We start from the raw sequence: 12,851 nt of genomic DNA on the forward strand, positions 1-12,851 counted from the left end.
CTTCATCGTTCTATAACAGCAATTTAGTTATATCATGAACAGTCTTCAATCTACTTATCCGCCAAAACTAGATAGTTGCGATCGCCAAGTTATTCTCGATTACTTTGAAAATGCTTGGCAACTGGAAGATATATTATGGAAAAGTGTGATTGGTGAGGATACATTTTACCTCAATCCCGATCCTCTGAGAAATCATCTAATTTTTTATCTGGGACATTCGGCTGTTTTCTACATCAATAAATTAATTCAGGTAGGATTATTAGAAAAACGCCTTAATCCAGACTATGAAATCCTCTTTGAAATTGGAGTTGATCCAGCGATACCAGAGGAATTAAATGAAGCGATCGCTCATCTGGAATGGCCGCAAGTTGCACAGACTTGGGAGTATCGAGAACAAGCATATTCGGTAATTTGCGAAGTCATTAAAACCACCCCCATTACTCTGCCAATTCATCCCACTGATCCCCTTTGGGCTTTAATGATGGGGATTGAACATCAGCGTATTCACATTGAAACCTCGTCGATGTTAATTCGCCAACTACCAATTGAGAGAGTCAAACGTCCCCAAAACTGGCAATATGCTCCTTTTAATGGTTACACTCCTCAAAACGAAATGATAAAAGTTGCTGGTGGGGTAGTAAAACTGGGTAAAGCCTTTGACGATGTGACCTATGGATGGGATATTGATTATGGCGATCGCACCGTTGAAGTTGCACCTTTTTTTGCCAGTAAATATCTGATTACCAATTCCGAATTTATCTATTTTGTCAAGGCTGGTGGCTACGAAAATCAAGAATATTGGGATGAAGAATCTTGGAATTGGAAAACTCGATACAATATTCAATGTCCAAGATTTTGGTTACATGAAAATGGGAGCTACAAATATCGAGCCATGTTTGATAAAATCGACTTACCCCTAGATTGGCCTGTGGAAGTCAATCACTATGAAGCAACAGCTTATTGTCGTTGGCAAGGTAGAGATACTCGTTTAATGAGTGAAGCTGAGTACCATTTAGCAACTTATGCTAATGGTTTGACAGAGAATATAGAAAATTATAATCTCAATTTTAAATTTGGCTCACCTAGTCCCGTTGGGATGTTAGAAAGTACAAAAAGTCATTCTGGATTATATGATTTAAGGGGCAATGTTTGGGAATGGTTGAGTGATAATTTAAACCCACTTGCAGGATATGAGCCTCATTTTCTTTATCAAGATAATTCTGCAATCTTTTTCGATACAAAGCATCAAATGATGTTAGGAGGATGTTGGATAACTAATGGTACAGAAGCTTTAAAATATTACCGTAATTGGTTCCGTCCCAATTTTTATCAGCATTCTGGTTTTCGGATTGTTCAAGATATTTAAACAGAATACTGGGGAACATCCCAATTTAAGCAAGTTTACCAAGATGATAGATTGCCATTGCAAATACTACATTTTGTTAGGCATTCTGCGGGAAGATCGATGGTAATTAGTAATGCAAAATTAAATATACATTTGTCATTGTGAATGGAGCAAAGCGGAATGGTAATAGGCACTTAAACGTAATTACAGCTTATTTTTTACACATTTGTTATGCTCCCAAATATTGAATTTTAGCTTAAGGGTACGGAGATGCAAAATTTTTTTAATTTCTGTTTTGAGAGCGAATTTTATATAAAAATAGCTATTAGTTGCGCGATTGTTCAGCAGGGATTCTATTTTCTGTTAAACAATATTGAGGTCAACTTTATAACGCAAGTACTATTGTACTGGCTCGTTGGTTCTATCTCATTTTATGGTATTGGTATCCTCATTGAGAAAGGGATCAAAAGCAACGATATTTTGAAGGATAAGCTAACTGCAAGGGTCAAGAAAGTCAAAAATCAACCATTTCCTTCCTTTACTCTCAAAGGCATTATTATAGGAGAAATCAAAGCTTTTATATCAGTATTAATAATTCTATATCTAGCACCGGAAGTTCACAGAGGAAATAGCTTAATTTTAAATATTGGATGGTTCTTGATGAGAATAGTTGCTGCTGATTTCTGTTTTTACGTTGCCCATAGGCTATTTCACACAAAAACGTGGCAAAAAATCCATCTTAAACATCATGAATTTCGTGACTCATCAAGTTTCGTTGCTGGGCATAAGAGTTTTCTTGAATATATTATTGTTACCATCACAGACATTTTACCTATTTTTATATTTGGATATGACATCACTCAAATCTGTGCATGGAGCATTATAGGCAATGCTTACAATCTAGAAGGTCATAGTTCTTTATCAATATTTTTTATTCCATCAGATTTTCACGATCTTCATCATAGTTGCTTTAGTGGGAACTATGGCATTCACGGATTTTGGGATAGGGTATTCAACACACTAAATTCTCCTACTAAGAAGCGGGGAATTATGTTCCCTGTTAGTCTGATTGAATATAGAGTTATCAAGTCATCTAATTCTATAGATATCCCTATTGCTAGTACTGTAGATATCACTATGGAGTCTATAGAATAATTATATCAAAACTGAAAAAACTATCATTTAATCATAGAATTTACTTTTTCGAGTATATTAAATAATCATCTAAAAGCTAAATTTAAGGTTTGAAACTATGGTAAACGCATCTAAACCTTTACCACTAACCGTAAAATTCAGCTTTCAGAACTTCTAATAGTTAGTAATACTAAACTATACATCTATTTCAGCAAGTAGGTACAGCTATTTTGGCGTGTTTGTTAACGTAGTCCACAAATAATTGTTTAAGTCGAGGACTAACACCAGCGTGTTCAAAGAATCCAAAACCAAGATTTTTAGCTCTTGCTAAGGTTTCCTCTGGTGTTAATCCTTCCTGGATAGCGATACTTAAAAGCGCAATTCCAGTCGATCGCATCCCGGCTGCACAATGCACAACTGCTGGTTTCGGAATTTCTTCTAGTGTCGTGAGGATTTTGGTAATCACTTCTTCGTTCAAATTTTTCAAATCTACCTTCAGAGGAACATTCTTATAATGCAGCCCCAATGCTTCTGCTACTTTTTGCTCATCCTTAGAAAATCCTAGTTCATCAGGCGATCGCAAATTCAGAACTGACTTATAACCTTCTTGGATAGCTTGCTCAAGCTGTTTTGGGATGACTTGTCCTGTGGTTGTCAAATTTTCGTTAATCTGTATGGCGTTGATCACATTCACTCCTTTTCACTTTTTAATGGCTGACAGCTTGGGTTTTTATTGTGATAAGCAAGCTTTGAAAAGATACTCAAGTAAACACAGCAAAATTAGCTAAATATCAAACGATATTGCTTGATTACTTCAAAATTTGTCTTTTGAAGTTGGTTATTTTATTGCTTTATCCATAATATACGGCTTACCGATAGACTTGCCGTAAATTAGAACTTATTATACATTTTGTCGATAAGTTTACGGTAACTTATATTTAGGAAGTTGTATTATTTGACTCAAATGCAATAGGTAAAGCAGTTAACTCATCTCACGACTACGAGAATATCGCTTGTCTGACGAATGATTAAGGATTGCTGTTGATATGTTGTGATGTCTACAATGGGCTACGCCTAGGCTGTTGACTCTATACCTTTTTAGGAGTTAAAAAGTCATGCAAAATATATGTCATTGCGAGCAAAGCGTTGCAATCGCCTGGAATTGCTTCGCTTTGCTCGCAATGACACAAAAATAACATGAATCAAAAAACCCTAAATTCAATCAAAGTCAACAGCCTAGGCGTAGCCTAGCAACTAAAATTTCTTATATAGCGGTTCTCAGCCCTTGTGAGGTACAAGAACCCCACCCCCAACCCACTCCCCGCAAGCGATGAGGGGACTATGATGTACCTTGTATGATTAGGAAACGCTATATAGGTATATAACCTGAATCCCAGTCCTGAACCTATGAGTACTAACGAAATATCTCTTAGACCTGCCCAGGAAACAGATGCCTTGGTGCTAAGTGCAATTCATATTGCGGCTATCAAAGCTTTACCTACAACTCTTTATACTCAAAAAGAACTTTTAGCTTGGCGTAATTACCAAGATAAACCTGATGCTTCAAAGATATTAAAGAGGATGAAAGTAGAAACTTTGTGGATTGCGATCGAGGGAGATATTATTATGGGTTTTGCTAGTTTTATTGTTGATGAACTAATTGCGTTGTATGTTCATCCTAAATATCAAGGTAAAGGGATTGGGCGTGCTTTAGTTCAGCATTTTTGTGATGAAGCAACTCGGCAAGGTATAGATAAGGTAATTACAACTGCAAGCCTTTATGCCGAGGGGTTTTATTTACGACTGGGATTTACTGCCATCCAAAAAGCACCTCATTATTTAAGAGGTGGGGTAGTTGTTCCAGTGACTAAAATGAGTAAAACATTGTAGCGCCAAAAACCCTAGACATGTGGTGAAATTAAATATGCGTTATGCAGAACCCTTGTAGAGACGCGATATATCGCGTCTCTACATTTTTTCACCAGATGTTTAAGTAGGTAAGCACAAATAAACCTAACTATGTAACGAAAAGTAAAAGCGGTGAAAACCTTGCTATTACTTAACTCCACTTCGTTGCGTTCGCAATGACATAGTTGTAAATTTTCTCACCCACCTACTTATTACCTCATGCTGGAAACGTTTTCACAAAATCATCGCCAGGAATGACTGTAGTGTAAAAAACATAGTCCTTATTAGCAATATAGCGACGGTCTTGTTTAATTATCGCCATAAACTCTTTATGTCCTTCACGTCTGCGTCCGACTAAACAACCTGCACTGGCATTTTTAATATCATTTACGGGAGCATCATAACCCCAGTGTTGATTTACTAAGAAAAGACCTGTATCAAGTTTGTCACCAGTGCGTTGAAAATTTTTGTCGAAATCTCGGTAAACAGTGATGGGCGCAACTTGCACTAATGCTTCGTGACGTTCTGCATTGCCGTGCATACCAACAGCCCAAGCTTTATATTGCCCAAACTTAATTCTAGCTGCGCCTCCAGAATTCATAGGGTTATAAGTATAATGGCTACCTGGTTCTGTAGTTGCTTGCCAGTGATCTACAATTTTGGGAACACCATCTACTACTTCAATAACGATGCGGCGATCGTTAAATTCATTGGGTGTATCACTGTTGAGAGTCCAGTCTTCATTTATACCTTCTATATAAACAATATTGTATTCTTTCGGTGCAGTGAATACTTGATAATTTTTAGATAGCAAGTATTTCACAATTCTACTGGCAATGTCATTACTAAGTTTTAAGGGAGGTTTAGGAAGATCGTCTGGTTTAGTTTCAATCAGTTTTTTGGCTGTGACTGCTCCTAAAAATTCAGTTTCTCCAGCCTTAGCTAATTCTTGAAATTCTTTGAGGGCTGCGGCAGAAACTGGCCCAAGTTTCTCATCAGCCGGAGGATCGAGCAAACCCAAGCCGATTAACAGTATTTGAATCTGACGAGTTAATTCTGGGTCTTTAGCGATCGCCTCAAATCCCCATTTCTCATCTTTTCCCAAAAAATCTTGTAGTTTCATTATGCACCTGCTTTGATTACTTGCTTCTAGGTATAAACATCATTTTTAAAATTGATGTTGTCTGAAACAATACTCCAGCCTGAAGCAGAACGTCACAATTTTTACTATTAATTTATGATTGGGTACGCAAAAATTCACAGAAATGATACTCAACAAAAAACTATTTATTGGGAATATATATGAAATTTCTTCCGTAATTTTTAGAAGATATACATAAATATTAAGGATGTTTTAAAAGTCATATTGTCGGTGTCAAAAGTTTTAGATCCTCCTAAATCCTCCTTAAAAAGGAGGACTTTGACTCCGGTTCCCCCCTTAAAAAGGGGGTTAGGGGGGATCAATAAGTACCTAAAATCACAGCAAAACACTTTAAAATAACCTCTAAAGTTGTACTGGAAGATGTGAAAAATATTCTCTGGCAACTAATGGAACATCTTGGTAAATAGAGAGTGAAAAATCTGTGGTGAGTGAACGATTTCGTAGGGGCGCAGGAGTCTTCGATGATGTCTACGACGACCTACGCTAACGCATATTGCCTCAATGCAATCCTTGATACAGGCTACATTATTAATTAGCTCAATTTCTCTGCTGCGCGTCCAAGCAGCAAATCGTCGTCAGGCATTGCCTCTGTAAAACCCCAAATGACTAACGAAGAACTGCTGGAAATTATTGAACAAGCTGTCAGAGATAAGGTGACAAGATTAGACCTTTCTCGCAAAGGCTTAACAACTCTGCCACCGGAAATTGGCCAACTTACCAACCTGCAATCCTTCCACCTTTGGGGTAATCAATTGAGCAGTCTGCCACCAGAATTTGTCCAACTCACCAACCTGCAATCCCTCGACCTGGGCATTAATCAACTGAGCAGTCTGCCACCAGAAATTGTCCAACTTACCAACCTGCGATCCCTCTACCTCTACAGTGATCAACTGAGCAGTCTGCCACCGGAAATTGGCCAACTCACCAACCTGCGATCCCTCGATCTGAGCAGTAATCAACTGAGCAGTCTGCCACCAGAAATTAGGAAACTGTCAAACCTGAAAAAGCTGGATCTTCGTAGAAATCCAGTCCCCATTCCACCAGAGATTTTGGGGTCGAAGGCTGACTACCAAGATCCGGGTGATGTGAATGAAATTCTCGATTTCTATTTTCGGGTGCAAGATCCAGCCGAAACAGAACCCTTCTACGAAGCAAAATTCTTGATTGTTGGCGAAGGAGGAACTGGTAAAACCTCTTTAGCCAAGAAAATCAAAAACGAAAACTATAAACTCCAGCCAGATGAGAAATCAACCGAAGGCATTGACGTGATCCTCTGGGACTTTACACTGCCCAATGGCAAAGATTTTCGCGTCAACATCTGGGATTTTGGCGGTCAGGAAATCTACCATCAAACCCATCAGTTTTTCCTCAGCAAGCGATCGCTCTATGCTTTAGTTGCCGATACCCGCAAAGAAAACACCGATTTTTACTGGTGGCTGAAGATTGTCGAACTCTTGAGCGACAAAAGTCCAGTTTTTATCATTAAAAACGAAAAACAAGACCGTCAGTGCGAAGTCAATGGGGGGGAGTTAAGGGGAGAATTTGACAATCTTAAGGAAATTTTGCCAACCAATTTAGCTGATAATCGCGGTTTAGCGGAAATTAAAAAGGCTATTAAGTTCTACATCAGTAATCTTGACCATGTTGGTACACCTCTACCAAAACTCTGGGTAAGAGTCAGAGCCGCTCTAGAGAACTATTCCCGAAATTACATCAGCGTTGAAGAATACTTTACCCTTTGCCGAGTCAATAATTTAACTGACCGTAAAGACATGCTGCGCTTGAGTAGCTATTTACATGACCTCGGCGTTTGCCTCCACTTTCAAGACGATTCTACACTCAAACACTACGTCATTCTCAAACCGGAATGGGGGACAACTGCCGTTTACAAAGTTTTGGAAAGTCAAACTGTCAGGCAAAAGCTAGGTTGTTTTACCAAAGAAAACCTTAAAGATATTTGGCAAGACGGCGAATATGCAGATATGCGCGATGAACTTCTGCAATTAATGATGCGGTTCAAGCTTTGCTACGAAATCCGCGATCGCCGTGACGTTTATATTGCGCCGCAATTGCTTTCTATTGAAAAAGCTGATTATACCTGGGACGATCGCAACAACCTAATCCTGCGCTACACCTATACATTCATGCCCAAAGGCATCCTCACCAGTTTTATTGTCGAGACGCACCCTTGGATTGAACAGCAACAACTCGTTTGGAAAAATGGTGTTGTTCTCAACAAAGACCAAACTCGTGCTGAAATCATTGAAAACTACAATCAACGGGAAATTAAAATCCGTGTAGCGGGAAACCGTACAAAAGAATTAATGGTAGTCATCACCCATGAACTCGAAAAAATCCACAACTCTTATGAACGTTTGCAATATCAAACTTTAGTTCCTTGTAATTGCCAGACTTGTAAAAATCTGCCCACACCTCATTCCTATTCTCTGGATAAGCTCACTAAACGCTTGAGCGATCGCCGTTACCAAATTGAATGTGAAAACAGCTATGCAATGGTAGATGTCCGCAGGTTAATTGATGATGTTATGTTCCAAGCTGCTAAACCAGATGAGGAAATCAACCCCAAAGTTGTACAGTTGCAAAACGAACTAGAGCAAGAGAGAAATAAATCATTTATACATCGGTTAGAAGATAGCAATCAACAGAAAAAAGGGATGAAAATACATACGTCTGAAACCGTAACCAGAAATCAAGTTTTCATTAGCTATAGTCATCAAGATGAGGAATGGCTTACTAAACTCCAGAAGCACCTCAAACCAATGATTCGCAACCAAAAACTTCTGGTGTGGGACGATACCAAAATTCAACCTGGTGCTAAATGGCGCGAAGAAATTGAAAATGCTTTAGCAGCAGCAAAAGTGGCAGTGTTATTGGTTAGCCCAGACTTTCTAGCATCAGACTTTATTGCTGATAATGAGTTACCCCCATTGTTGGATGCGGCTGAAGTCGAAGGACTTACGATTATTTGGATACCGTTGAGTTTTAGCAGTTATGACGAAACAGAAATTGAAAGGTATCAGTCAGCGCATCCTCCTAATCAACCCTTAGACAGCCTGAACTTAGCACAAGAGAATAAAGCTTGGGTGGATATCTGTAAAAAGATTAAAGCAGCGATCGCTCGGTAGAAGATAATAGGACTTACGCAAAACTATAGGGCTTAGAGGATGTTTGAAAAGTCCTCTCATTGGTAGCAAAACATTTCAGATCCCCCTAAATCCACGCCAGTTGCTCATGGGGGAAACCCCCAAGACCGCACTGGCTCCCCTTAAAAAGGGAGACTTTTATTCCGATTCCCCCCTTTTTAAGGGGGGCTAGGGGGGATCTCTAAGTGCCTAAAATCACAGCCAAATACTTGTTCATTCAACCTCTTAGGGGCAATTCATGAATTGCCCCTACCGGAGAATAAGGGTTTTGGCTATTTTTTGCGTAAGTCCTAGATAAGTAGTCAGACAGAATTAATTACACAATTTCATTGCGAATAGAGGGAAGTAGAATGTTCGCGGAGCGAAATTTTCCTCCATTCCCTAAACTCTTTTTTTCTCAGTACCAGCATTTTGATAAGTTAGTACATAATCTGAAACAATAACAGTTAATACAAAGAGGGGATTACGTTGAGTCACAATCCAGATGCCATAGCCCCCCACGGTGGACAGTTAGTTAACCGTATCGCTACACCAGAACAAAGAGCAGAGTTTCTCTCAAAAGCTGACTTTTTGCCGCGAGTGCAACTTGACGATCGCGCCGTTTCGGATGTAGAAATGATTGCGATCGGTGCTTTTAGTCCACTCACGGGTTTTATGAACCAGGAAGACTACGATCGCACTGTTACAGAAATGCGACTAGCTAACGGTCTTGTATGGTCAATCCCGATTACACTATCGGTAAGCGAAGAAGTAGCTTCCCCGTTACAAGAAGGCGGCTTAATCCGTCTGGATAACTCCAGAGGCGAATTTATTGGGGTTTTACAACTGTCGCAAAAATATAACTACGACAAAATCCGCGAAGCCATAAAAATCTACCGTACAGATGATGTCAAACATCCAGGTGTGCAGGTACTCTATAACCAAGGTAATGTACATCTGGCGGGTGATATTTGGCTATTGCAGCGCGAACCTCATCCCCAGTTTCCCACTTACCAAATAGATCCAGCAGCCTCACGGCAACTATTTCAAGACAAGGGTTGGAAAACTATCGTCGGCTTTCAAACTCGCAACCCCATCCACCGCGCCCATGAATATATTCAAAAGTGCGCTTTAGAAATCGTTGATGGTCTATTTTTGCACCCATTAGTCGGGGCGACAAAAGAAGATGATATTGCCGCCGATGTGCGGATGCGCTGCTATGAAATTTTGCTAGAACACTACTACCCCTTAGACCGGGTAACTTTGGCAATAAATCCTGCTGCAATGCGCTATGCTGGGCCGCGTGAGGCTATATTCCATGCTTTAGTCCGCAAAAACTACGGTTGTACTCACTTTATCGTCGGACGGGATCATGCTGGCGTTGGTGACTATTACGGAACTTACGATGCTCAGTATATCTTTGATGAATTTGCGCCAAGTGAATTGGGCATTGTGCCAATGAAATTTGAACACGCTTTCTACTGTATGCGTACTAAGCAGATGGCAACATCTAAAACCAGTCCTAGCAAGCCAGAAGAACGCATCCATCTATCGGGAACAAAAGTCCGGGAAATGCTGCGGCGTGGTGAATTACCTCCACCAGAATTTTCTCGTCCAGAAGTGGCGGCTGAGTTGGCGCGAGCAATGCGGATAGAAGTACCTGTTTAGGGCATGGGGCATTGGGCATAGGACATTGGCAAAGAAACTTGTTAAATAATTCCCCCTTGTCCCCCATCTCCCCACTCCCTATACTTTGCAAACAGTATTGACTGTAACTTTACAATACAGAGTTCAGCCCTGTAAGCTGCTAGCTAATGGGCTTAGGGCTGATAGCTAATTATGAAACGGCGCACGTTTTTACACAGAATTGGCTCAATACTCGCGGTATTGGGGGTAACTGAAGCTGAGTGGTTGACTTTAGGAAGTCGCTATTATCAGGCTTTGGCACAGCCCAGTCCGCGTAAGTTGGCGTTGCTAATAGGGATTAACCAATACCCGAAAATTTCAGCCCTCAGTGGTTGTCTCACAGATGTGGAACTGCAAAGAGAACTTTTGATTAACCGCTTTGGTTTTGAAGGGTCAGATATTTTAACCTTAACTGACGAACAAGCTAGCAGGGAATTCATTGAGGCAGCTTTTTTAGATCATCTGGGCAAACAAGCTAAACCTGATGATATGGTAGTTTTCCACTTTAGTGGTTATGGCAGTCGTGTCAAATTAGAAACATCGCTAGATATAATCCAAAATGCTCTGGTACCAGCAAATGTGAGTCAAAATCCACAAGATGATAAAATAGTCAACTATATATTAGAAGAAACTCTACTGCTATTATTGCGATCGCTCCCGACAAACCGAGTCACAGCAGTATTAGATACTAGCTATAATGCTCCTAGCACAGTCATAGGATTAAAAACTCGCACCCTTCAAGAGTCGATAGCAAAGCTAGCAACAGAAGAAATTGACTTTCTCGAACAACTTAAAACTCAGAAGTTATCCAACGCTCCGATTGTTTTAGCAGCTACCTCAGAACCAAAGCAACCTGCAAGGGAAGGACTATTTTCTGGTTTTAGTGCTGGGTTATTTACCTACGCCTTAACGCAGTATTTGTGGGAATTCACCCCAGTTACCAAAATTCAAGTCGCCCTTTCCCACGTAGAAAATTCTCTATCAAAATTGGGTAGTAAACAACAACCAGCCTTATTAAGTAGTCAGAAAAATTCAGATGTAGAGACGTTATATATAACGTCTCTACAGCCAGACAATATCATTGGTGCAGAAGGCACAATCAGCGCTATTGAAGAAGACGGTAAAACAGTTAATCTGTGGTTAGCAGGATTGCCCCCACAAGTACTGCTATACTACGGAGTGAATTCTCGATTCACCTTAAAAACAACAGAGCAATTAGTATTGCGATCGCGCACTGGGTTAACAGCAAAAGCGCAAATTGCCAAAATTGAAGGTGCAAATCCCCTACAAGTTGGGCAACTTGTCCAAGAAGCAGTCCGAGTTTTACCCCGAAATATTAATTTAACAATAGCTTTTGATACTGGATTGGAAAGAATTGAGCGGGTGGACGCTACAAGTGCCTTTGCTGGATTTTCCCATGTATCCACCGTAGTAGCAGGAGAAAAACCAGCTGATTATGTATTTGGTAAACTACAAGAAACTCCTAGTCGTTATGGTCTATTTTCTCTTGGTGGTGAGCTAATTCCTAACACTACAGGGGAAGTAGGAGAAGCAGTAAAATTAACAGTGCAAAGGTTAGCGCCAAAATTATCAACCTTGCTAGCAGCCAAGTTATGGCGACTTACAGAAAATCAAGGTTCTTCTCGCTTGCCTGTGAAGGCAACCTTAGAAATAATTAGTAACATATCGACTCGCCCCGTTATCCAGCACGAAACAGTACGAGCTTTTAAAACTGAAACTTCCATTAAAAAATCATTACAGACGCGATTAATCGCGCCTCCCATTGTACCTATCGGTAGTCGAATGCAATATCGAGTGGAAAATCAGAGCGATCGCCCAGTATATTTAATCTTGCTAGGATTAAACAATAATCATACAGCAATTACCTTCTACTCTTGGGAAACCCCCCAGGAAGCAGAAACTGCGGACACCAAGCCTATCCTCCAAGAAGTCGTCATTGCCCCAGGTGAAACCCTCACCCTGCCCGAAACTAATGCCACTTCTCAATGGGTAATTTCAGGGCCAGCTTTCCTTTGCGAACAACAACTGATTTTTAGTACAGTCCCCTTCAGGGGAACTCTCGCCGTCTTGAACACTACCAAGTATTCCACAACCGAACAACAACCGATTGGCCCATTGTTGAATCCGATAGACGTTACACAAGCTTTGCTACAAGACTTGCATAACGCCAGCCACCTTAAAACGGAGATGAACGGTACAGCAGCCGACTCATATATCTTGGATGTGAATAATTGGGCAAGTTTTAGCTTTAGTTTTCAAGTAGTTTGACCTTTTTTTAATTAAAAATTAAAAGTTAAAAGTTAAAAATTAAGAATAATAATAATTTTTAATTAATTTTGGGTACAAGCCCCCACCCTTCGGGAATTAAAAATGCAAAATTAAAAATTTCAGAGAATCCCCTCAATTTTTAATTAATAATTTTTAATTTTTAATTGGAGCGAAGCGACTTGAC

General features: G+C 40.0%; 8 protein-coding genes. 6 read left to right on the forward strand and 2 right to left on the reverse strand.

The window, feature by feature from the left end; all coding sequences use genetic code 11:
• The first annotated feature begins 34 nt into the window (after window positions 1-34).
• Together ovoA and GTQ43_RS12260 are read left to right on the forward strand one after the other, a co-directional pair.
• Complete coding sequence (ovoA, locus tag GTQ43_RS12255) at window positions 35-1,366, forward strand: 5-histidylcysteine sulfoxide synthase (RefSeq protein ID WP_265272882.1); 1,332 nt, start codon at window positions 35-37, stop codon at window positions 1,364-1,366.
• Window positions 1,367-1,615: 249 nt separating this feature from the next.
• Window positions 1,616-2,500 (forward strand): sterol desaturase family protein, encoded by an 885-nt coding sequence (locus tag GTQ43_RS12260; protein ID WP_265272883.1) that lies wholly within the window; start codon window positions 1,616-1,618, stop codon window positions 2,498-2,500.
• A gap of 187 nt (window positions 2,501-2,687) precedes the next feature.
• Here GTQ43_RS12260 and GTQ43_RS12265 read toward each other — a convergent pair whose 3' ends face one another.
• Window positions 2,688-3,167 (reverse strand): beta-lactamase hydrolase domain-containing protein, encoded by a 480-nt coding sequence (locus GTQ43_RS12265; protein ID WP_265272884.1) that lies wholly within the window; start codon window positions 3,165-3,167, stop codon window positions 2,688-2,690.
• Window positions 3,168-3,886: 719 nt separating this feature from the next.
• On the opposite strand from GTQ43_RS12265, the gene GTQ43_RS12270 reads away from it, so the two are divergent.
• On the forward strand, window positions 3,887-4,369 hold the full coding sequence (locus GTQ43_RS12270) for a GNAT family N-acetyltransferase (RefSeq protein ID WP_265272885.1): 483 nt from the start codon (window positions 3,887-3,889) through the stop codon (window positions 4,367-4,369).
• A gap of 235 nt (window positions 4,370-4,604) precedes the next feature.
• Here the strand turns inward: GTQ43_RS12270 and GTQ43_RS12275 are convergent, their stop codons facing one another.
• Entirely contained in the window at window positions 4,605-5,510 is a 906-nt protein-coding gene (locus GTQ43_RS12275) for a peptidoglycan-binding protein (RefSeq protein WP_265272886.1), read from the reverse strand.
• A 641-nt stretch (window positions 5,511-6,151) separates the two neighbouring features.
• Between GTQ43_RS12275 and GTQ43_RS12280 the strand changes: the two genes are divergently transcribed.
• The 3 genes from GTQ43_RS12280 (at window position 6,152) to GTQ43_RS12290 (ending at window position 12,667) form a co-directional block, all read left to right on the forward strand.
• Window positions 6,152-8,695 carry a COR domain-containing protein gene (locus GTQ43_RS12280; protein WP_265272887.1) on the forward strand — a complete coding sequence of 848 codons (2,544 nt, stop codon included), beginning with the start codon at window positions 6,152-6,154 and terminating at the stop codon, window positions 8,693-8,695.
• A gap of 486 nt (window positions 8,696-9,181) precedes the next feature.
• Window positions 9,182-10,360, forward strand: coding sequence for a sulfate adenylyltransferase (gene sat / locus GTQ43_RS12285; protein WP_265272888.1), 1,179 nt, complete (start codon window positions 9,182-9,184; stop codon window positions 10,358-10,360).
• Window positions 10,361-10,531: 171 nt separating this feature from the next.
• On the forward strand, window positions 10,532-12,667 hold the full coding sequence (locus GTQ43_RS12290; protein WP_265272889.1) for a caspase family protein: 2,136 nt from the start codon (window positions 10,532-10,534) through the stop codon (window positions 12,665-12,667).
• Window positions 12,668-12,851 lie beyond the last annotated feature (184 nt).

This window comes from Nostoc sp. KVJ3 (assembly GCF_026127265.1).
Taxonomy (GTDB): Bacteria; Cyanobacteriota; Cyanobacteriia; order Cyanobacteriales; family Nostocaceae; genus Nostoc.

Bases quoted from the DNA above. Each gene is read 5' to 3' on its own strand.
- GTQ43_RS12290 (WP_265272889.1), top strand. From the start codon at position 10,532: ATGAAACGGCGCACGTTTTTACACAGAATTGGCTCAATACTCGCGGTA.
- GTQ43_RS12270 (WP_265272885.1), top strand. From the start codon at position 3,887: ATGAGTACTAACGAAATATCTCTTAGACCTGCCCAGGAAACAGATGCC.
- GTQ43_RS12260 (WP_265272883.1), top strand. From the start codon at position 1,616: ATGCAAAATTTTTTTAATTTCTGTTTTGAGAGCGAATTTTATATAAAA.
- GTQ43_RS12280 (WP_265272887.1), top strand. From the start codon at position 6,152: ATGACTAACGAAGAACTGCTGGAAATTATTGAACAAGCTGTCAGAGAT.
- ovoA (WP_265272882.1), top strand. From the start codon at position 35: ATGAACAGTCTTCAATCTACTTATCCGCCAAAACTAGATAGTTGCGAT.
- GTQ43_RS12275 (WP_265272886.1), bottom strand. From the start codon at position 5,510: ATGAAACTACAAGATTTTTTGGGAAAAGATGAGAAATGGGGATTTGAG.